Origin of the sequence: Shewanella inventionis (genome assembly GCF_014641855.1) — a bacterium.
GTDB lineage: Bacteria > Pseudomonadota > Gammaproteobacteria > Enterobacterales > Shewanellaceae > Shewanella > Shewanella inventionis.
This window is the reverse complement of record NZ_BMII01000004.1, coordinates 148164-170190: the sequence shown is the minus strand read 5'-3', so window position 1 is coordinate 170190 and position 22027 is coordinate 148164. Positions and strand designations below refer to the sequence as shown.

Annotated in this window: 20 protein-coding genes; 8 read left to right on the top strand and 12 right to left on the bottom strand. The window is 42.1% G+C overall.

Features of this window, described 5'->3' with window-relative positions:
• Positions 1-51 precede the first annotated feature (51 nt).
• From IEW93_RS03735 to IEW93_RS03710, 6 genes are all read right to left on the bottom strand, one after another.
• Positions 52-1191, bottom strand: coding sequence for a ribosomal protein uL16 3-hydroxylase (locus tag IEW93_RS03735; RefSeq protein WP_188737092.1), 1140 nt, complete (start codon positions 1189-1191; stop codon positions 52-54).
• A gap of 83 nt (positions 1192-1274) precedes the next feature.
• A complete protein-coding gene (purB, locus tag IEW93_RS03730) occupies positions 1275-2645 on the bottom strand; it encodes an adenylosuccinate lyase (protein ID WP_188737042.1) in 1371 nt (456 codons plus the stop codon).
• Positions 2646-2684: 39 nt separating this feature from the next.
• Positions 2685-3296 (bottom strand): high frequency lysogenization protein HflD, encoded by a 612-nt coding sequence (gene hflD / locus IEW93_RS03725; protein WP_373284868.1) that lies wholly within the window; start codon positions 3294-3296, stop codon positions 2685-2687.
• Positions 3297-3320: 24 nt separating this feature from the next.
• Positions 3321-4439, bottom strand: coding sequence for a tRNA 2-thiouridine(34) synthase MnmA (gene mnmA, locus IEW93_RS03720; protein ID WP_188737040.1), 1119 nt, complete (start codon positions 4437-4439; stop codon positions 3321-3323).
• 226 nt (positions 4440-4665) lie between these two features.
• Positions 4666-5199: an NUDIX hydrolase gene (locus tag IEW93_RS03715; RefSeq protein WP_188737038.1), complete on the bottom strand. Its 534-nt coding sequence runs from the start codon at positions 5197-5199 to the stop codon at positions 4666-4668.
• 25 nt (positions 5200-5224) lie between these two features.
• Positions 5225-5899 (bottom strand): pseudouridine synthase, encoded by a 675-nt coding sequence (locus IEW93_RS03710; protein WP_188737035.1) that lies wholly within the window; start codon positions 5897-5899, stop codon positions 5225-5227.
• A gap of 393 nt (positions 5900-6292) precedes the next feature.
• Here IEW93_RS03710 and IEW93_RS03705 point away from each other — a divergent pair, with 393 nt between their 5' ends.
• Positions 6293-8515: an NADP-dependent isocitrate dehydrogenase gene (locus IEW93_RS03705; protein WP_188737033.1), complete on the top strand. Its 2223-nt coding sequence runs from the start codon at positions 6293-6295 to the stop codon at positions 8513-8515.
• A gap of 139 nt (positions 8516-8654) precedes the next feature.
• On the opposite strand, the gene cspD is transcribed toward IEW93_RS03705, so the two are convergent.
• The gene (gene cspD, locus IEW93_RS03700; protein ID WP_160052900.1) at positions 8655-8861 is read right to left on the bottom strand and encodes a cold shock domain-containing protein CspD; all 207 of its coding nucleotides are present in this window, start codon (positions 8859-8861) and stop codon (positions 8655-8657) included.
• Positions 8862-9057: 196 nt separating this feature from the next.
• Here cspD and clpS point away from each other — a divergent pair, with 196 nt between their 5' ends.
• A complete protein-coding gene (gene clpS, locus IEW93_RS03695; protein WP_188737030.1) occupies positions 9058-9366 on the top strand; it encodes an ATP-dependent Clp protease adapter ClpS in 309 nt (102 codons plus the stop codon).
• 43 nt (positions 9367-9409) lie between these two features.
• Positions 9410-11668: an ATP-dependent Clp protease ATP-binding subunit ClpA gene (gene clpA, locus IEW93_RS03690; RefSeq protein ID WP_188737028.1), complete on the top strand. Its 2259-nt coding sequence runs from the start codon at positions 9410-9412 to the stop codon at positions 11666-11668.
• Between the two features lie 254 nt (positions 11669-11922).
• Here clpA and infA read toward each other — a convergent pair whose 3' ends face one another.
• The 3 genes from infA to aat all read right to left on the bottom strand — a co-directional run bounded on the left by infA (position 11923) and on the right by aat (position 13636).
• Entirely contained in the window at positions 11923-12141 is a 219-nt protein-coding gene (gene infA, locus IEW93_RS03685) for a translation initiation factor IF-1 (RefSeq protein ID WP_011496276.1), read from the bottom strand.
• A gap of 78 nt (positions 12142-12219) precedes the next feature.
• The gene (locus IEW93_RS03680; protein WP_188737026.1) at positions 12220-12939 is read right to left on the bottom strand and encodes an arginyltransferase; all 720 of its coding nucleotides are present in this window, start codon (positions 12937-12939) and stop codon (positions 12220-12222) included.
• On the bottom strand, positions 12929-13636 hold the full coding sequence (gene aat / locus IEW93_RS03675; RefSeq protein ID WP_188737024.1) for a leucyl/phenylalanyl-tRNA--protein transferase: 708 nt from the start codon (positions 13634-13636) through the stop codon (positions 12929-12931). The genes IEW93_RS03680 and aat overlap by 11 nt, the downstream gene beginning before the upstream one ends.
• A gap of 112 nt (positions 13637-13748) precedes the next feature.
• Here aat and IEW93_RS03670 point away from each other — a divergent pair, with 112 nt between their 5' ends.
• A complete protein-coding gene (locus tag IEW93_RS03670; RefSeq protein ID WP_223420070.1) occupies positions 13749-14177 on the top strand; it encodes an outer membrane lipoprotein in 429 nt (142 codons plus the stop codon).
• Between the two features lie 82 nt (positions 14178-14259).
• Here IEW93_RS03670 and IEW93_RS03665 read toward each other — a convergent pair whose 3' ends face one another.
• Positions 14260-14607 (bottom strand): hypothetical protein, encoded by a 348-nt coding sequence (locus IEW93_RS03665; RefSeq protein WP_188737021.1) that lies wholly within the window; start codon positions 14605-14607, stop codon positions 14260-14262.
• A 275-nt stretch (positions 14608-14882) separates the two neighbouring features.
• Here IEW93_RS03665 and IEW93_RS03660 point away from each other — a divergent pair, with 275 nt between their 5' ends.
• Together IEW93_RS03660 and IEW93_RS03655 are read left to right on the top strand one after the other, a co-directional pair.
• Positions 14883-15665: a Nif3-like dinuclear metal center hexameric protein gene (locus IEW93_RS03660; protein ID WP_229706588.1), complete on the top strand. Its 783-nt coding sequence runs from the start codon at positions 14883-14885 to the stop codon at positions 15663-15665.
• A 42-nt stretch (positions 15666-15707) separates the two neighbouring features.
• Positions 15708-17651 (top strand): monovalent cation:proton antiporter-2 (CPA2) family protein, encoded by a 1944-nt coding sequence (locus IEW93_RS03655; protein WP_229706581.1) that lies wholly within the window; start codon positions 15708-15710, stop codon positions 17649-17651.
• A gap of 387 nt (positions 17652-18038) precedes the next feature.
• Here IEW93_RS03655 and metG read toward each other — a convergent pair whose 3' ends face one another.
• On the bottom strand, positions 18039-20090 hold the full coding sequence (gene metG, locus IEW93_RS03650; protein ID WP_188737019.1) for a methionine--tRNA ligase: 2052 nt from the start codon (positions 20088-20090) through the stop codon (positions 18039-18041).
• A gap of 154 nt (positions 20091-20244) precedes the next feature.
• Here metG and apbC point away from each other — a divergent pair, with 154 nt between their 5' ends.
• Both apbC and udk read left to right on the top strand, forming a co-directional pair.
• Positions 20245-21360, top strand: a complete 1116-nt coding sequence (gene apbC / locus IEW93_RS03645; protein ID WP_188737017.1) for an iron-sulfur cluster carrier protein ApbC — start codon at positions 20245-20247, stop codon at positions 21358-21360.
• 9 nt (positions 21361-21369) lie between these two features.
• Positions 21370-22008, top strand: a complete 639-nt coding sequence (gene udk / locus IEW93_RS03640; protein ID WP_188737015.1) for a uridine kinase — start codon at positions 21370-21372, stop codon at positions 22006-22008.
• The last annotated feature ends 19 nt before the right edge of the window (positions 22009-22027 follow it).

The following is a 22027-nucleotide window of genomic DNA, read 5'->3' as shown; positions in this document are numbered from 1 at the left end:
AAACATATAAAAAGGCACCTCATTTTAGGTGCCTTTTACTTTATCCAAGCTTTAGCATTCGTCTTCGGCTAGGTAGTAAAAGCCTTGATTAATCAGCTGGGTTAATAGTTCAAGTAACGCTGTATTTTCAACTAGCTCGCCAGCTTGCTCAGGCATAATGCTAGCGTTATTGGCTAAAAACATTAATTCGGCTTCGCTAGTGTCTGCTAATAGGTACTCTTCGCCATTAATAAATAACCGCGCTTGGCTGTCTTGCTCAAGACGTAATACCTTTAACCCCCCAATGCGCTGAATAATTGCACCTTGTTCTATGGCATCTATTAAGTCATCGCTGCTTAATGGCTCTTCGCCTTCGCATATATCGAGTTCAAAACGATTTTGACTCAATAATTTGCCTAGCATGGTTTGATAGGCTTGAGGATCTTGAGCAAGTTGTACTAATAAATCCATAATGCCTTGTTGATGCGTTTGGCTGATCACGCCTGGAGTTGCTGGCTCATCTGAAGAAATAAAGCGCTTGTGGCCTTGATTATTGTCGATCAGGCTGTCAGCAAGTTGAGTTAACAGTTCTTGTTGGCTCGGCGCTCTAAAACCAATGGAATAAGACATGGCTAAGGTCATGGTTTCGCCGCAATGCGGGTATCCGGGCGGAATATATAGCACATCGCCTTTTTGTAAAACCACATCAATTATCGGTTCAAAATCGTCCACTAATGGCGAGTTTTCATTACCGCCACGGCGTTTATGTTGGCCTTTGTCACCGACTTTCCAGCGACGCTCGCCTTCACCTTGAATAATAAACACATCGTAGTTGTCGATGTGTGGCCCTACGCCGCCGCCTGGTGTGGCAAACGACACCATTAAGTCATCAAAGCGCCAGTCGGGCAAAAAGCGAAATGCTTCAACTAAGGGTTGAGATGCAGGATACCAATGGTTAACGGCCTGAACTAGCAATTGCCAGTTGTCTTCACCAAATTGGTCGTAGTCTTCAAATGGGCCTTGAATAACATCCCAATCATCACCTTTTGTGACCACTACGCGTGAAGATATTTCTTCTTCACAGGCGAGGCCGGCAAGTTCGTCTGCGGCAATGGGGTCTTCAAAATCAACAAACGCCTGTTTGATCACAAGTGGTTTCTGTTGCCAATGCTGTTTAATAAAGGCTTGGGTATCAATATTTAATGTGTACATCATTGACCTCAGATAAAGAGTGGTAAATCCAATAAAAAAGCGGTCACAGATGCGACCGCTAATGTTATGTTAATTGAGAAAAATTATTTTAGCTCGTCGACAAAGGCTTCTGCACGGCCGATGTAATTTGCTGGGGTCATTTTTTTCAGTTCAACTTTCACCTCTGCAGGTAATTCTAGGCCATCGATAAATACAGCAAGTTGCTGTGCATCGATACGCTTACCGCGGGTGAGTTCTTTCAATTTTTCATATGGCTTTTCAATGCCATAGCGACGCATCACGGTTTGTACAGGCTCTGCTAATACTTCCCAGTTTTTATCTAGCTCAGCAAGCAGTTGTGCTTCATTGACTTCTAATTTGCTAATGCCTTTTAACGTTGCTTGGTAGGCAATAAGCGAGTGCGCCATACCAACACCAAGGTTACGCAACACGGTTGAGTCAGTTAAGTCGCGTTGCCATCTTGAAACCGGTAATTTAGCCGCTAAATGCTGCATTAATGCATTTGCAATACCTAGGTTACCTTCAGAGTTTTCAAAGTCAATTGGGTTAACTTTATGCGGCATGGTTGATGAACCAATTTCGCCGGCAATGGTGCGCTGTTTAAAGTGACCTAATGCAATGTAACCCCAAATATCACGATCAAAATCGATAAGGATGGTGTTAAAACGCGCAATGGCATCAAATAGTTCGGCAATGTAATCATGCGGCTCAATTTGGGTGGTGTAGGCGTTCCAGTTAATGCCAAGACTGGTGACAAAACGCTGTGACAGCTCATGCCAGTTTACTTCTGGGTAGGCAGAGATGTGGGCGTTATAGTTACCCACAGCACCGTTAATTTTACCCATAATTTCAACAGCATTGATTTGCTTTAATTGGCGCTCTAAACGTACCGCAACGTTAGCCATTTCTTTGCCGAGTGTAGACGGTGATGCAGGCTGACCATGGGTGCGTGACATTAAAGGCACGCTTTTGTTGTCATGGGCGAGTTTTTTAATGGCATCAATAATTTGTTGGCAATGAGGTGCTAACACTTGCTCGCGTGCTTCTTTTAACATTAAGCCGTGCGATAAGTTGTTGATGTCTTCTGAGGTACAGGCAAAGTGTACAAATTCGTCAATGGCGACAAGCTCGGCATTGTCAGCAATTTTTTCTTTAATGAAGTATTCAACCGCTTTTACATCGTGGTTGGTGGTGCTTTCGATGGTTTTAACGCGAAGTGCATCTTGCTCGCTAAAGTTATCTTTAATGCTGTCTAGTAACGCGAGTGCGGTTTCGCTAAATGGGGGAACTTCTTCAATCTCTGGGCAGCTAGATAATAGCTTTAACCAGTTGATTTCAACTTGAACACGGTACTTAGTAAGACCGAACTCGCTGAAAATCCCTCTTAATGAGGCGGTTTTACTACCATAACGACCGTCTACCGGAGAGATAGCAGTTAGTGCGGAAAGATCCATTTGAAGCTCCTTGATGAACTTTGTTGTAGGGTGAATCGATTAATTATTATTTTGGCTTTTTTTGGCGATATCAAATATCGCTTTTCTGGCAAACACTAAATGGCGACGTTTACCGCCTAATTGGCGCCATAATACTGCACTGCGCATGGCGGCGAGCAGTAGGGCACGTATTTTATGTTGTACTATGGGTTGTTTTAAACAGTCAGGATTTCCTGATATTTGCAGTTTAGGCCCAAGTTCGCTGATGATGTCGCTATATATGCTGGCAAAGTTGGCAATAACTTGCTCATCGGTAATGGCAAAATGAGTTAATTGGCGATGAATTTGATTTATTCGCTCAGCAAGCATGCCTAAGCCATTTGGCGAGCGTGCGAGTTTACGCTCTAACGCAAGTATACCGACTAAATAACGCGTGGTTTCGACATCTTTATTGCTGCCATCGCCCAGTTGATTTTGTATTAACTGATAGCCTTTATCCAAGATACTTTTATCTTGATAGACATCGGCAGTGGCTTCTGGCTCGGTGACTAAGATGGTATGTAATGTTGCCGCTAGTGTTTCTTTATCACTTTCACCGTGGCGCGCTAAATATTGCACTTGACCAATGGCCTGTAAAATACCTGCAAAGGCCATTGTGCGTTCAAATAAAATACTGTCTTGATTATGGCTCACGATTTACCCTCGGATCAGCGTATCGATAATACCGCCGCCTAAACAAATTTCACCATCATAAAATACCGCTGACTGGCCTGGCGTAACGGCGGCAACAGGTTCATCGAATGTTACGGTAATATTGTCTTGATCGGTATAAACTATCGTACAGGCCACATCGCGTTGGCGGTAGCGGGTTTTTACTGTGATGTTGCTGTTGTTGGCTGGGCCTTTACGGTCAACCCAGTGTAGTTGGTTAACGGTCATGCCATGTGACATAAGGCGAGGGTGATTAGCGCCTTGTGCAACGACTAACACATTACGAATTAAATCTTTTTCGACCACGTACCACGGATCTTCGCTGCTGTTTTTTAAGCCGCCAATCCCTAAGCCTTTACGTTGGCCAAGGGTGTGATACATCAACCCTTGATGAGTACCAATGACTTCGCCTTCAGCTGTTTCAATGTCGCCGGGCTGCGCTGGTAAATAAGTGGCAAGAAAGTCAGTGAATTTACGCTCGCCAATAAAACAAATGCCGGTGCTGTCTTTTTTATCGTGAGTGATTAAACCCATTTTTTTGGCAATCTCACGCACTTCATGTTTTTCAAGCTCGCCTACAGGAAATAAACTGCGCGCTACTTGTTCATGGCTTAAGGTGTATAAAAAGTAACTTTGATCTTTATTGCCATCAACGCCGCGGAGCATTTCAACACTGCCATCGCTATTGTCACGACGACGAACATAATGGCCCATGGCGATGTAGTCTGCGTCTAAAATCTCGTCTGCAAATTCTAAAAAAGCTTTGAATTTGATTTCTTTGTTGCACATGATGTCAGGGTTAGGCGTACGGCCTGCTTTGTATTCAGCTAAAAAGTACTCGAACACGTTGTCCCAGTATTCAGCGGCAAAGTTGACGGTATGCATTTTAATACCAAGCTTGTCACACACAGCTTGTGCATCTTTTAAATCATCTGCAGCAGCGCAATATTCGTCGGTATCGTCTTCTTCCCAGTTCTTCATAAATAGACCTTCAACCTCGTAGCCTTGCTGGATAAGCAAATAGGCCGAAACTGAAGAGTCCACACCGCCGGACATGCCGACAATGACTTTTTTACCATGAGAAGTTGGGTTGATTGATGTCATAAATCCTAAAAACCATTGAATAAAGAGAGTATGTATATGGTGGTGTCTGTTAACGGTTTCAAGGTAATGATTGAAATTGACTGAGCTTGAAAGCCGCTAAACAAGGTCAAAAATAAAGTAATCTTTATCTTATCGTGTAAACATTGCATTTGTGCGGCGCATATTCTACCACGCATTCTAGCGCTGGGCTATCTTGAAGCACTGTCAATATAGGGCTAAAACTGAGCTAACGGGTGTGCAAATAATCCGCATTAAGCAAGGATAATGGTAAATGGTGCGGACAAGGTTTTGCATTTGTTTTTTGCGTCAAGTCTCTGGTCGCTGGCGGCGATTGGTCTAATAATCCTGCTTGTTGTATGTAGTCATCAATACTTTTGAGTACGAGCGGGCTGCGTAATTGGTCGCCTAACTCACTTATTTGTTCGCGAGATAGCCAATGGGTACGGGTAATGGCGCTATCGAGTGGCGTGGTTTCAATCGGTTGGTCAAGGGTAATGCAAAAGGTGTAACGTACAAACGCGAGTTCATCATTGGCACTAAATTGATAAATCCCCACAATGGCTTGCGGTTCAATGTTCAGCCCTGTTTCTTCTAAAACTTCCCGAGAACAGGCATCTATAAGTGACTCGTTTGCCTCTAAATGTCCTGCGGGTTGATTAAATTTCATCTGACCATTAATGACTTCTTCGACCAGTAAAAACTTGCCTTGGCTGTATATCACACAGGCAACCGTGGTGTTGGGTTTGTAGCGTTGAGTCATTGATGTCATTCCTTGTTAGCCGTGTTTATTGGTTTATTTGCTTGTATTGGCCACTTTGTAAATCATCTAGACACCATTGACCTATTTTATAACGGATTAATCTTAAGGTTGGGTGGCCTACATGAGCGGTCATTCGTCTAACTTGACGATTTCGACCTTCACAGATTTGTACCTCAAGCCAGGTAGTAGGGATTGATTTTCGCTCTCGTACGGGAGGGACGCGTGGCCAGACATCGGGTGCGTCTATTATTTGTACTTTTGCTGGTAAGGTCATACCGTCTTTGAGTTCAACCCCATCACACAATGCTTTTATGGCTGCTTGGCTCGGCGCACCTTCAACTTGTACCCAATAGGTTTTAAAGGTTTTTTTAGTCGGCTGGGTTAACTTAGCTTGCAATTGACCGTCGTTGGTAAGCAGTAATAAGCCTTCGCTGTCTCGGTCTAATCGTCCTGCGGCGTAAACATCAATTATTGGAATGAAGTCTTTAAGGGTTTGGCGACCTGACTCATCGGTAAATTGGCAAAGCACATCAAATGGTTTATTGAACAACACGATAATAGGATTTTCGACAGCAGGTTTCGCTGGGCTTTTACGTCGAGTTATTCTGTTTGTGCGTGGTGATTTTGCCGATAGCGAATTGGTACGACTATTTTGGGGCGCCGTTTTTTTAAATGAATTGAATTTACCTGAGTTTGCCATAAAGGTATGGATACTATCCTGAGTTGTTTAATGGAGTTTGGATTAACGGGGTTTGTAACAAGAAATAACATCTTTTGTGTCAGTTTACTGTGTATTCGCCCTTAGTGGAATTTGAAAATTGCCAAGAATGATCTATGATGTCCGCCTAAAAATTGTGATCTGTACCTAATTTGTCTGTTGCTGATGGCGTGTTTTAACAAAACGCTCCATCGCAACGCGAGAAAAATATAATAAAAAATGGGATAGGGGATTTCACATACTAAGCTCACATAGGATGCGTGCTCTAGTTGCAAATCAAGGTTCACTCAGGTGAGTGTTATCCACCAAAGCCCGTCAAATGCTTATACAATTTATTCTAATAAGTTATTAATTTACAATAATGTAGGAAATAAAATGAAAGATAACACTCCAACGATCATATACACTGAAACCGATGAAGCACCAGCGCTTGCTACCCTGTCTTTATTACCTATTATCCGTACCTTTACTAACGCTGCTGGCGTAAAAGTAGAAACCCGTGATATTTCTTTGTCAGGTCGTGTTATTGCTAACTTCCCTGAAAAATTAACAGCGGAACAGAAAATTGCTGATGCGTTAACGGAGTTAGGCGAATTGGCTAACCAGCCTGAAGCTAACATTATTAAGTTACCTAATATTAGTGCGTCAACTCCGCAGTTAAAAGCATGTATTGCTGAGCTACAGGCTAAAGGCTATGACATTCCAAACTACCCAGATGAGCCAAAAACTGACGCAGAAGTAGAAGCTAAATCGCGTTATGACAAAATCAAAGGCAGTGCGGTAAACCCAGTATTACGTGAAGGTAACTCAGACCGCCGCGCGCCAACATCGGTTAAAAACTACGCTAAGAAAAATCCACATTCAATGGGTAAATGGGCAAGTGATTCAAAGTCGCATGTTGCACATATGAATGAAGGTGACTTCTACGGTAGCGAGCAATCTGTGACGTTAGCCGCAGCAGACAAAGTTAATATCGTGTTAACCCAAGCTGATGGCAAAGAAGTGGTACTTAAAAGTGGCTTAGCATTGCTTGCTGATGAAGTTATCGATGCTGCTGTAATGAGCAAAAAAGCGTTAGTTGATTTTTATACCCGCGAAATTGAAGCGGCTAAATCAGAAGATGTTTTATTATCGCTTCACTTAAAAGCCACCATGATGAAAGTGTCTGATCCTGTGTTATTCGGTCACGCTGTGAAGGTGTTTTTCAAGGATGTTTTTGACAAGCACGGCGAATTATTTGCTGAGTTGGGTGTTGATGTAAACAATGGTTTTGGTGATGTTTATGCCAAAATCAAGTCACTTCCTGATGCTAAGCGTAGCGAAATCGAAGCGGATATCGCTGCCGTTTATGCTGCACGTCCTGCATTAGCGATGGTTGATTCAGACAAAGGTATCACTAACTTACACGTACCAAGTGACATCATTATTGATGCCTCTATGCCTGCAGCTATTCGTTCATCTGGTCAAATGTGGGGCCCAGACGGTCAATTAAAAGACACTAAAGCGATGATCCCAGATCGTTGCTATGCTGGTGTGTACCAAGAAACCATCGCATTTTGTAAAAAACACGGTGCATTTGACCCAACAACCATGGGTAGTGTACCAAACGTAGGTCTTATGGCTCAAAAAGCTGAAGAATACGGTAGCCATGATAAAACATTTGAGATCAGCGCCGCAGGTACTGTGAATGTAATCAATCAAGCTGGTGATGTGTTAATGAGCCACAAGGTTGAAGCTGGCGATATTTACCGTATGTGTCAGGTAAAAGATGCACCAATCCGTGATTGGGTTAAATTAGCCGTTAGACGTTCTCGTTTAAGCAACACGCCTGCTATTTTCTGGTTAGACAGCGCTCGTGCACACGATGCTGAGTTAATCAAAAAAGTGACAACATACCTTGCAGAAGAAGATACATCAGGCCTAGATATTCAAATTATGTCTCCTGTTGAAGCAACTCGCGTGACGTTAGAGCGCATCATCAAAGGCGAAGATACTATTTCTGTTACTGGTAACGTGTTACGTGATTACCTAACCGATTTGTTCCCAATTCTTGAGTTAGGCACAAGTGCTAAAATGCTATCAATCGTACCGTTAATGAATGGCGGTGGATTGTTTGAAACTGGCGCGGGTGGTAGTGCACCTAAGCATGTGCAACAAGTTGAAAAAGAAGGCCATTTACGTTGGGATTCTTTAGGTGAGTTTTTAGCACTGGCAGCATCATTAGAACATTTAGCCCAAACGGCTAACAATCCTAAAGCTCAAGTACTAGCAGACACCTTAGATGTGGCAATTGGCGAGTTCTTAGATAGCAACAAGTCACCTTCGCGTCGTGTAGGTGAGTTAGATAACCGTGGTAGCCACTTCTACCTTGGTCTTTACTGGGCAAATGCTTTAGTGAAGCAAACAGCCGATACTCAACTAGCTGAACATTTTGCGCCTTTAGCACAATCGTTAGCTACTAATGAAGCTGTTATTTTAGCAGAGCTTAATGGTTCACAAGGCCCAGCGGTTGATTTAGGCGGTTACTACCGTTTAGATGCCGCTAAAGCTGAAAAAGCCATGCGCCCAAGTGCAACATTGAACAAACTTATTGGTTAATGCCTACTGGTTAATGATTGTTAAATAGGGCCCTTACCTGCGGTGTTGGCCCTTTTAATGACTCAGTAATGCTTATTTTGAACAATAAAAAAAGACAGGGATTAAAATCCCTGTCTTTTTGTTTTATAGTCTCAACCTACTATTTTGTAGGTGAGATGGCTGAAGCATGCATTCCTTTAGGACCTTCTTCAACTTCGAAGCACACAGGTTGACCTGCTTTTAAGGTTCTGTAACCTTCCATTTCGATAGTTGAATAGTGCGCAAATACATCTTCGCCACCCTGATCTGGGCAAATAAACCCGAATCCTTTGGCGTTGTTGAACCACTTTACAGTTCCGTTTGCCATACTTCCACTTCCTTCTGTTGTCTACTTACCAGTAAGATAGTAAAACTTATTATCCAGCGGTCTATTTTTCGCCGCCTGACAAATAGAATGAAATTTGTACGAAAAGATGTCAAGCATAAATTAACAAAAAGACAACATTTAATTAATTTAATAATATCAAGTGGTCGGGAACCAAACGAGAGGCTAGTATTAAACAATGGCAAAATTAGGCAGTGTAGAACATACAGAAGAAAAGGTTGAATCTGAGCTACAACCCCCCAATATGTATAAAGTGGTGCTAAACAATGATGATTACACCCCGATGGATTTTGTGGTTGAAGTGTTACAACGTTTCTTTGATAAAAATGAACAGCAAGCTGTTGATATCATGTTAGCGATACATCACCAGGGCAAAGGATTGTGCGGGATTTTTCCATTTGGGATTGCCGAAACAAAAGTTTTTCAAGTAAATCAGTTTGCAAGAGAAAACCAACATCCGTTACTGTGTACATTAGAGAAAGCATAAAAATCGTTTTCTTACAGTCTGTGGTTAAATTTAGGGGGTGCTTATGCTGAACAAAGATCTGGAAGTCACCTTGAACCTAGCGTTTCAGCAAGCTAGAGATTCACGTCATGAATACATGACGGTAGAACATTTATTATTAGCGCTTATTGATAATCCTGCGGCCTATGAGGCATTGATTGCTTGTGGCGCAGATGTTAATCGTCTGCGTGAGGAAGTCGCTAATTTCATTCAACAAACCACACCTATCATTGCCGAATCATCTGAAGAGCGCGAAACCCAGCCAACATTAGGGTTTCAGCGAGTACTTCAACGAGCCGTGTTTCATGTGCAATCCTCTGGTCGTAATGAAGTGACAGGTGCCAATGTACTTGTGGCTATATTTAGTGAGCAAGAGTCGCAAGCTGTATATTTACTGCGCCGCAATGAAATTACCCGTTTAGATGTGGTTAATTTTATTTCTCATGGCATGAGCAAAGATGAAGACAAAGGTGAATCATCTGAACAAGAGCGCATTGAGGACCAATCAGAAAATAGTGAAGATCGCAGCATGCTAGCGCAGTTTGCCTCGAATCTTAATCAGCTTGCTAAAGAGGGGACAATCGACCCATTAATTGGTCGTGATGCAGAGATTGAGCGCGCTATTCAAACCTTATGTCGTCGTCGCAAAAACAATCCGTTGTTGGTCGGCGAAGCGGGCGTAGGTAAAACGGCGATTGCCGAAGGGCTAGCGTATCGCATCGTTACAGAGCAAGTGCCTGATGTGATGGCCGATGCCACAGTGTACTCGTTAGATTTAGGTTCATTATTGGCCGGTACTAAGTATCGTGGCGATTTTGAAAAACGCTTTAAAAGCTTGTTAAAAGAATTGTCTGCAGACGAGCATGCGATTTTATTTATTGATGAAATTCATACCATCATTGGTGCGGGGGCCGCTTCTGGCGGTGTAATGGACGCGTCTAATTTACTCAAACCCTTGTTATCAAGTGGCAAGTTACGGTGTATGGGCTCAACGACGTTCCAGGAGTATCAAAGTATTTTTGAAAAAGATCGTGCATTAGCGCGTCGATTCCAAAAAATTGATATTAATGAGCCGTCGGTCGCTGAAACCACCAAGATTTTGATGGGCTTAAAGTCGAAATACGAAGAATATCATGGTGTACGATATACCCAAGCAGCCATTAGCAGTGCCGCGAGCTTGTCGGCTAAACACATTAATGATCGTCATTTACCTGACAAAGCCATTGACGTGATTGATGAAGCCGGTGCCCGTATGGTGATGATGCCGCAAAGTAAACGCAAAAAAACCATTGGTCAGGCTGAAATCGAAGCGATCATTGCTAAATTGGCTCGTATTCCTGAGAAGTCGGTATCGTCGACTGACAAGGATATGTTACGTAACCTTGAACGCAACCTTAAGATGGTGGTGTTTGGTCAAGACAAAGCGATTGAGAGCTTAAGCGCGGCTATTCGCTTATCTCGCAGTGGTTTAGGCTCAGAAAAAAGACCTGTGGGTAGCTTTATGTTTGCCGGTCCGACCGGTGTGGGTAAAACAGAAGTCACCAGCCAGCTAGCGTCATGTTTAAACCTTAAGCTTATTCGTTTTGATATGTCTGAGTACATGGAGCGCCATACTGTGTCACGTTTAATTGGCGCACCTCCTGGGTATGTTGGCTATGATCAAGGTGGTCTGTTAACCGATGCAGTGATTAAAAATCCACATTGTGTGGTGCTACTTGATGAAATTGAGAAGGCGCATCCAGATGTGTTCAACTTACTTTTACAAGTGATGGATCACGGTACATTAACCGATAACAATGGCCGTAAAGCTGACTTTAGAAATGTCACTTTAGTGATGACCACCAATGCTGGTGTGCAAGAGACCATTCGTAAGTCGATTGGTTTCCAGCAGCAAGACCATACTCAAGATGCATTAGCGGAAATCAACAAAGTATTTTCACCTGAGTTCCGTAACCGTTTAGATTCGATTGTGTGGTTTAACCATTTAGACATGACAGTTATCGCTAAAGTGGTTGATAAGTTCTTAGTTGAATTACAAGCACAGCTTGATGATAAACGAGTGACTTTAGATGTTAGCGACGAAGCAAGAACCTTACTTGCTGAAAAAGGCTATGACAAGTCAATGGGAGCACGCCCTATGTCACGCGTAGTCACCGAATTAATTAAGCGTCCATTAGCGGATGAAATATTATTTGGTGTACTAGAACGTGGTGGTATTGCACACATAGACGTCAAAGATGGTGAAATTAATATAGACTGCGAAGCTGCTGAAAAAGTGTCTTAAACAGATTTTTAACAGCGTCTTTAACAAGAAAAAGATGACCGATTGGTCATCTTTTTTTATCTGTGTTTACAGACTGGCGTTAATCCCGCCCATCACATTCATTATGTCATCGGTAAAGAACGTTAACGCTTCTTTACGTGGCAATCCATCTATTGGATGTTTACTGTGTGATCAAATAATGGATACGATTGGCGTTAGATACCTCAACAAAAAAACCGACTTTGAGTCGGCTTTTACAATGTTGAGGCTAGCGATTAACGTGCGCGGAAGACGATACGACCTTTTGATAAGTCATAAGGAGTCAGCTGAACCGTGACTTTGTCACCCGTTAAAATACGGATGTAGTTTTTGCGCATTTTGCCAGAGATGTGGGCTATCACCACATGACCATTTTCCAGCTCTACGCGGAACATTGTGTTTGGCAAGGTCTCAAGGATAGTGCCCTGCATTTCAATGTTGTCTTCTTTCGCCATTAATAAGTTATCCCATTAGCCTTCAAATATGAAAAATCGGGCGTATCATGCCCCAAAAACGCTTAACTGTAAAGGGTGTTAACAAGAAAGAGGCTCAAGATCTTCGCTAATTTTCCAACCTTGTGGTGTTAAAATTTGATACGGCCGATATTGACGCTTGTAACGCATTTTCCGATTTTGATCAATTTGATAGCCTAAATATAAAAATCGTTTACCCATAGACTTAGCCAATTGACATTGAATCAAAATCATCAGTGAGCCCAGAGATCTATTGCTGTAGTCAGGGTCAAAGTAGCTGTAAATCGCCGAAAAACTGTGTGGCATATTATCCGTGACAGCCACAGCAATTAATTTGTCTTTATCAAACACTTCGATAAACATGGGCGGTAACCAATCAGACAATAAAAAATCATCGTATTGGTTTTGTGATGCCGGATACATTGGGCCATCGTTATGACGTTCGTTAATGTAACGTTGATAAAGCTCAAAATGTTCAGGCCGGGTGTGATAATTTACTTTCCAATGTAAGTCCTGGTTATTTTTTAAGGTTCTTTTTTGGCGTTTAGACAGGGCAAAATCGTGCACGTTTAGGCGAATAGATTGGCATGCCTGGCAACTAGGACAACGTGGTTTATAAATGGAATTGCCGTTACGACGAAACCCCATTGCCAGTAATTGTTCAAATAAATGAGCATCTATATGCTGCTCCTGAATGACTAATAACTGCTCTTTATTGCCTTCGATGTAGTTACAATCAAAAGGGTGGCTGATCCCTACGCTGACAGATTTAGAATTCAATTAACACCTCTTGTGGGGCCCATATTGACGCAGCAATTGTGTTGTCTCTGTATTGATGCAGCAAGTGTAAAAAATCAGCTCTAGGTAATGCTTTAGCGCCTAAACTGAGTAAATGCGGGTTCATTACTTGAGCATCAATCAATTGAAAATCGTGTTGAACAAGATGCTGATTCAGTATAGCAAATGCCGCTTTTGATGCATTAGTCTGCCGATGAAACATTGACTCACCGCAAAATACTTTTCCAATAGGCAGGCCATATAATCCACCGACTAAATGTTCTTGATCCCACACCTCTATAGAATGGGCTTTGCCTTGAAGATGCAACTCGTAATAAGCCATCTGTATTTCGGCAGAAATCCAGGTTCCATCTTGTCTATTTCGCGGCGCAGCACAGCCTGCCAACACATCTAAAAATGCATGATTAATGGTATAGCGCCAGCTCGACTTTTTAAGGAACTTAAGCAGACTTTTACTGCCAAATGGCGCTGTAGGCTTAAATACGGCTCGAGGATCAGGTGACCACCATAAAATAGGGTCGCTGGCATTAAACCAGGGGAAAATGCCCTCATAATAGGCCTTCATTAAGCGTTGCGGTTGTAAGTCTCCGCCAATGGCGAGTAATCCATTGGGCTCTGTTAGCGCATGTTCAGGCGGCGGAAAGCCGATCGATTGATTTAAATAGGACAGTGAGTTCACAATTGAGTATATTAATTGGCATACCTTAACGTTAACTTAGCGGAAAATAGCGATGTTTAAAATCATAACTGTCACCGGAAAGTGTTTTTTTGCTGTATTGTTGACATTTTGCATGTTGAGTAACCTGGCAAATGCTGCTTATGAGCGTAATCAGGCTGTACCAGTTGAAAAAGTCGTGTATGGCACCATTGAGAGCGTGAGACATTTGACTGAAAAGCAATTAATTGAAGACAGCCACAGTGGTTGGAAAACCTTTGGTGGGGCGTTAATTGGTGGTGTAATAGGGCATCAATTTGGTAGTGGTTCTGGTCAAGATGTTGCCACAGTGCTTGGCGCGTTAATTGGCGGCGGCTTAGGCAGTCAGCATGGTCGTTCGGCTTATTATTTAGAGAATAAACTCGTCGAATTAATGATAACTCTGGAAGATGGAAACCAAGTTATGGTGATTCAAGATCTCGACCCTGGCATGAGTTTTAACACTGGGGATGAAGTTCGGGTGGTGTACTTAACGGGTTATGTTAGAGTTGATTTAGCGATGTAATCTGGCCGGTTGAATTAACCATAACGCAAAAAGGAGCCTAGGCTCCTTTTTGATTTATACCAATCAGTTAAGCGGTATTAAGTTAGAATCCTCGTGGCAAAGTTTGATTGCCAGCGGTGTTTTCAAGTTTTTGACGCCATAACTGTTTAGGCGTTAACCCACCAGATGTCGTTGTGGTTTTTTTACTGGGTTGTTTCTTAGCGGGTTTCGCTTGTGCTTTAACCGCAGGTTTTGCGTTAGTCGCTTTAATTTCAGTGTTTGTTGCACAAAGCTCACTATGCATGGTTTCAAGTTCGCTAAAACGCACCGATTTACCACCGTCGATTTTATACCAGCTGCCAGCTTGCTCAATCGACACAGTGTTGCCTGATTGTTTTTCAAGTGCCATGTGCAGTTGGCTGATGACCTCTTCTTTAGTCAATGTTGTCATAGTTAATAACCTATTTGTTATCATGTTAAATGAAGGTTGTTACTAATTTTAAAGGATTAACCATACAAAAGTCCAATTAGTGGCCATAGTTGTATGTTTATCACTCGAAAATAACATATTGTCAGCATTTATCACTGCTATGGTCAAAATAATCTGGCGCAAGTTACATTAAGGCTTATACACGGTTACACTGTATTTTTAAAAGCCCTTTTAGCGCTTTGCCGCGGGAAGAAACCGTTAGTTTTTATGACAAGGTCTCATTTTGTAGGAATTTTATGTCAACATATCATCAAGGTCATTCATCTATTTCTCGTCAACAATTAGCGGCTTATTTAGATGAGTTTTTAAATGTGTCTGCGTTTAAAGATTACGCGCCAAATGGATTACAAGTGCAAGGTAAGACGACGATTAACACGATTGTCACAGGGGTCACAGCCTGCCAAGCTTTAATCGACCAAGCGGCTGCTGTCAATGCTGATGCCATTTTGGTTCATCATGGTTTTTTTTGGAAAAATGAACCTGAAATCATCACAGGTATGAAGTATCGCCGAATTAAAGCCTTAATGGATAATGACATCAGCTTGTTTGGTTACCATTTACCATTAGATGCACATCACGGGATAGGTAATAATGCACATCTCGCATACCAGTTAGGCATTTTAAGCCCACGAGTATATGAACCCGTTGCGCAAGATTTATTGTGGCATGGTCATTTAGAGAAGCCGTTATCGGCGAATGAATTTAGCCAATTACTTGCTAGGGTTCTTAAACGTGAACCATTGCATATTGGTGATGCCAGCAAGCCAATTTCTACCCTTGCCTGGTGTACTGGCGGGGCTCAAGACTATATCGATCATGCTGCACAAATGGGCGTTGATGCCTTCATTAGTGGTGAAGTGTCAGAGCGCACTTATCATGCAGCAATGGAGCAGGGCATTCATTATTTTGCTGCGGGGCATCATGCTACCGAACAGTTTGGAATTCAGGCGCTTGGGCAACACCTTGCCAGCAAATTTGATTTAACCCATCATTTTATTGATATTGTTAATCCGGTGTAATTTGATTACGTCGAGTCGTCGTGTTGTGTCTAAGGAACGTTAATGACGGAATATTTTTTACAGGCGTTTATTTATCTATCTGCTGCTGTGATAGCGGTACCGTTAGCGAACAGGCTAGGTTTAGGGTCGGTTTTAGGCTACTTGATTGCAGGTGTGGTCATTGGCCCTATTGTTGGACTGGTTGGCAGTGAAACCAATACTATTCAGCACTTTGCTGAGTTTGGTGTGGTCATGATGTTGTTTTTGGTCGGGTTAGAACTTGAGCCAAAGATGCTGTGGGCTATGCGTAATCGTTTGCTGGGTCAGGGCGGTTTACAGGTTGCTGGCTCTGTGGTGGCTGTGATGACCTGCGCAATATATGCCGGTTATCAAAACTCAGTTGCATTGACTATGGGCTTAATTTTTTCATTGTCATCGACCGCCATTGTATTGCAAACCTTGTCAGAAAAGCGTCTTAATAAAACCCATGCAGGTAAAAATGCCTTTTCTGTTTTATTATTTCAAGATATTGCCGTTATCCCCATGTTGGCGTTTATTCCGTTATTGGCCTTGCCTGAGTTGGTTGAAAAGGCCCAATCTGCAGCCAGTCATTTGAGCGAGCAACATGAACAATTAAGTTTAGTGGCTTCATTACCGGGTTGGGCTTATGCCATTGTGCTTTTGCTGGCTATTGGCATTGTTGTGCTAGGCGGACATTACTTGAGTCGTCCGTTGTTTAGAATGGTGGCAGAGTCTGGTGCGCGGGAGATTTCAACTGCGGCTGCGTTAATGTTAGTTATAGGTATCGCGGCGCTAATGAGTCTGGTAGGGATTTCTCCTGCGTTAGGGACATTTTTAGCCGGTGTGGTATTAGCCAACAGTGAGTTTAAGCACGAATTAGAAGCCAATATTGGGCCTTTTAAAGGGCTATTGCTGGGGCTGTTTTTTATTACAGTAGGTGCAGGTATTGATTTTTCTGTGTTGTTTGCAAGCTTTGGCGAAATCATACTCATTACGTTATGTGTCATGGTAATCAAGGCGTTAGTGCTATATTTTCTTGCTTTGATATTTAAGATAAAAGGCAGCGACCGCTGGTTATTTACCCTAAGCCTTGCGCAAGCCGGTGAGTTTGGTTTTGTGTTATTAAGCTTTAGTGTACAGCAACATGTTATACCAACCGATATTGCACAAACCTTATCGATTGTGGTTGCGTTATCGATGTTTTTAACGCCTGGTTTGTTTATTTTATTTGATAAAGTGATTTATCCGCGTTTCCAAGTTAAAACCAATCAGCGTGAACAAGATAATATTGATGATGAAGGGACGGTGATTATTGCCGGTATTGGGCGTTTTGGTCAGGTGGTGAATCGTTTTTTAGTGTCTAATAATATTAAAACTGTGGTACTCGATTACCAGGTATCGCAAGTTGACACTATTAGACGGATTAATACCAAAGCCTATTACGGCGATGCAACGCGTCCAGATTTATTAAAAACCGCAGGTATTGAAGAGGCCTCACTTTTTGTTGTGGCTATCGATAATAGAGAAAGTAGTGTTGAGTTGGTGAAATACTTACATCACACATACCCTAAGTTAAAGATAGTTGCCAGGGCGTTTGATAGAGGCCATGGCCATTTATTAAAAGAAGCGGGTGCCGATGTGGTTGAGTCTGAAACGCACCATTCAGCATTGGAGTTAGGGGTATCATCAATGCAGTTGCTTGGGCACACAGAAGAGTCTGTGTTACGGCGTAAACTCACCTATAAACGTATCGAAAAAGAAGCTTCAAAGCGTTTATACGAGTTTTGGTTAACTGAGTCTGAAGGCGAAAAGTTTAGTAATGATTTTATTACATTATTTATGCGTTATGAAGAAAGGTTAAAGCAAGCAATGGATGAAGACAGTGTCTTGCATCAAGCAAGTGAGGAACATAATACTCCAACGTCAAATAATTCCAGTGAACATCTTGCAGAAAAAGCAAAGTCAGAAACCTGTGCGAATCAATAAAATAGTATTTTATTAATTTAGAGCGTGTTGATCTTTTTTTGATAAAAACAAGTGCAACACGCCCTGATCCAACCATTTTAATTTAAGTCAAAATTGACACGCTTTAGGTACGTCGTTGATTGTTTGATGCCTTTTAATGGCTTCGCATTGATACCTGTCAGGATAAATAAGTGATCAGAGTGCGAAGATAAAATCGCTTAAACGAAGGCAGAAAATGCAACGAGCTCATTGTTCTCCCTTCAAAATGTCTAACGACGTAATAAGCGATGTTAACCAGTAAGCATGATCACACTCTTGTGCTGATTGGTGTAAAACCGATACAAACTTAGCCATAAAAAAGACCGCCGAGGCGGTCTTTTTTGCTTTGTTTATTATCCCGAGCCCAGGTTATTTTACCCGCATGCCAGGTTGTGCACCTTCATGTGGCTCTAAAATAAACAGGTCTTTTCCACCAGGTCCTGCCGCTAAGACCATGCCTTCTGAATCGCCAAACTTCATGGTGCGAGGTGCAAGGTTAGCCACCATCACAGTTAATTTGCCGACTAAATCTTCAGGTGCGTAGGCTGATTTTATCCCAGCAAACACTTGTTTGGTTTCGCCGCCTAAATCCAGTTCTAATCGTAATAACTTATTTGCCTTCTCAATATGTTCAGCCTTACTGATCCGTGCAATTCGTAAATCGATTTTTGCAAAATCATCAAAGCTTATCTCTGGGCTGATTGGATCGAGTGCTAACTGATCTACCGTTTGCTCAGTGGCTTTACTTGTTGGTGCATCGGTGTTACTTGCTTGCAAATTTTCTTTTGATGCTTCGATAATAGCTTCGATGTTTTTCATTTCAATGCGCTGCATTAATGCTTTAAACGGTGCTATTTCATGTTCTGCAAGATCTTGGGCTAAATTATCCCAGGTTAATGTCAGTTGCAGGAAGCCTTCAACATCTTGGGCAAGTTTAGGTAAAACAGGTTTAAGGTAAGTGACCAAAATGCGGAACAAGTTTAATGCATTACTGCACACTTGATGGGCTTCTTCTTGCTTGTCGTCTTGTTTAACTAATTGCCAAGGCGCTGCATCGGCTACATAACCGTTTGCGATGTCTGCTAAAGCCATAATTTCTCGCATGGCTTTACCAAACTCACGTGTTTCGTAAAATTCGGCAATGACTTCACTTTTAGCCAAAAACGATTCAGCCAGGCTATTGTCTGTAATTTTTGCCAGTTTTCCGTCAAAACGTTTACTGATAAAACCTGCCGTACGAGAGGCGAGGTTGACCAGTTTGCCCACTAAATCGGAGTTAACACGCTGAGCAAAGTCTTCTAGGTTTAAATCGAGGTCGTCGATACGGCTATTGAGCTTAGCGGCATAATAATAACGCAAATATTCTGGGTCTAAATTATCAAGGTAAGTACGAGCTTTAATGAATGTCCCTTTCGATTTAGACATTTTTGAGCCGTTAACCGTCACATAACCATGGGCATAGACGCTGGTAGGTTTACGCAAGCCGGCACCATCAAGCATGGCTGGCCAGAACAAGCTATGAAAGTAGACAATGTCTTTGCCGATGAAGTGATACACTTCTGCGGTTGAATCTATGCCCCAAAAGTCGTCAAAGTTGATGTCGCCACGTTTGTCGCATAAGTTTTTAAATGAACCCATGTAACCAATTGGTGCATCTAACCATACATAAAAAAACTTGCCCGGTGCATCTGGGATTTCAAAGCCAAAGTAGGGAGCATCGCGTGATATATCCCATTGCTGTAAGCCTTGCTCAAACCATTCGCCCAGTTTATTGGCCATTTCTTGCTGCAATGAACCCGACTGGATCCATTCTTTAAGCATGCCTTCAAATGCTGGTAGATCAAAAAAGAAATGCTCAGTGTCTTTCATCACAGGCGTTGCGCCAGACACGGCTGATTTAGGATTAATCAAATCAGTTGTGCTGTAGGTTGCACCACAATTGTCACAGTTGTCGCCATATTGATCTTCAGACTTACATTTTGGGCAAGTGCCTTTAACAAAACGGTCTGGTAGGAACATGTTTTTTTCAGGATCGTATAATTGCGAAATGGTTTTGGTTTTGATGTAGCCACCATCTCGCAATTTTAAATATATGCTGTTTGCTAATGTGCGGTTTTCGTCACTGTGGGTACTGTGAAAGTTATCAAATTGAATATTAAAATCAGCGAAATCTTGCTCGTGCTCTTTTTGCACTTGAGCAATCATTTGTTCTGGTGTGATGCCCATTTGCTGTGCTTTTAGCATGATAGGCGTGCCGTGGGCGTCGTCTGCACAGATGTAATAACATTCATGTCCACGTAGCTTTTGGTATCGTGACCAAATATCCGTTTGGATATATTCAAGCATGTGGCCAAGGTGGATAGGACCATTAGCATAAGGTAAGGCACTTGTGACCAGTATTTTTCGCTGTGATGTCGTCATTTTGTCTCTATATCAAATTACACCCAAATATGGCTCAATCGTAACTTATTGACTGACATTTTTCATCAAAACATGACTTAAAAAGTGTATTAATCGCTATTTTTTTACTAAGTTCTGATACACTTGTAAAAATTTCATGTTCGGAGCGGTGGTTTTGATTAAATCCCATACAAATTATCAATTAAGTGATGAATTATTGTCACCAGTGTTAGATATTTTAGAGGCATTTGTTGACCCTTATTTACATAAAGGCCTGGTTTCTGCTCAATGTGTTAGCGCTTTATCAATAACAGGCAAACGCCTACAGCTTGGTTTAGTTTATCCTTATCCTTGTATGACTCAATACCGCGATACCGTGATGGCAATTACAAACCGTTTAGCTGTGTTAGATGCCATTGATGAAGTTGAATGTGAAATCGATTTTCAGCCTAGAGTTTACTCTGCATTACCTTCAATAGCGCCAATTCCTAATGTAAAACAAGTGATTGCGGTTGCATCTGGTAAAGGTGGCGTGGGTAAATCAACCACCGCAGTCAATTTAGCATTAGCCCTTAAAGCCGAAGGTGCTCAAGTGGGCATTTTAGATGCTGATATTTATGGCCCATCGATTCCTTTAATGTTAGGTATTCCCAATTTTCGTCCACAATCGCCAGATGGTAAGCACATGACAGCTGCCACTGCTCATGGCGTGTCTGCTCAATCAATTGGCTTTATGCTCAGTGGTGATGAAGCCGCTGTATGGCGTGGACCAATGGCCGCTGGCGCCTTGGCGCAATTATTAAACGAAACACAATGGCCAGAGCTTGATTACCTCATCATTGATATGCCACCTGGTACAGGTGACATTCAGTTAACCTTGTCGCAAAAGGTGCCGGTCAGTGGCGCGGTTATTGTGACCACGCCGCAAGATATCGCTTTAGCTGATGCTAAAAAAGGCATCACAATGTTTAATAAAGTGAATATTCCTGTGCTCGGTATTATCGAGAACATGAGTTTTCATCTTTGCCCTGAGTGCGGTCATAAAGAGCATCCTTTTGGTACCCACGGTGGCAGTCAAATTGCACAAAAATATAATGTTCCATTACTTGGTTCATTACCATTGCATATCAATATTCGTGAATCTATGGACAATGGCACACCAAGTGTAATTAGTGAGCCAGAAAGTGAAGTGTCAGGGATTTATCGCGAAATCGCCCGAAAATTAGGGGCGCAGTTAGCACTTCAACATGTTACATCAACCGTAAAAATTAGCATATCAGACGACGAGTAAGGTTAAGAGATGAATTCTCAGCAGTGTGTCATTATTGGGATTGCCGGTGCGTCGGCTTCAGGCAAAAGTTTAATTGCCAAAACCATTTTTGAAGAGTTGTGCAGTGATTTAGGCACTAATCAAATTGGTGTGATTAACGAAGATGCCTACTATCGTGATCAAAGTCATATGACCATGGAAGAACGGGTTAAAACTAATTATGACCACCCAAAAGCGTTAGACCATCAGTTATTAGCGACTCATTTAATGCAGCTTAAACAAGGTGAGGCGGTTCATATTCCTTGTTATAGCTATACAGAGCACACTCGCACTAGCGAAACTATCGACATGCAACCTAAAAAAGTGATTATTTTAGAAGGCATTTTATTATTAACTGATCCTAAATTACGTGATTTAATGGACGCCACCGTATTTATGGATACCCCACTAGACATCTGTTTTCTAAGGCGTTTAACTCGTGATGTTGCTGAACGCGGCAGAACGATGGAGTCGGTCATTTCTCAATATAAACGTACTGTTAGGCCAATGTTTTTACAATTTATTGAGCCATCAAAACAATATGCTGACATTATTGTGCCTCGTGGTGGTAAAAACCGTATTGCTACCGATATTTTAAAAGCCAGAATACAGCATTTATTAGCCAAATAGCCTTTCAGGGAGAGAGTGC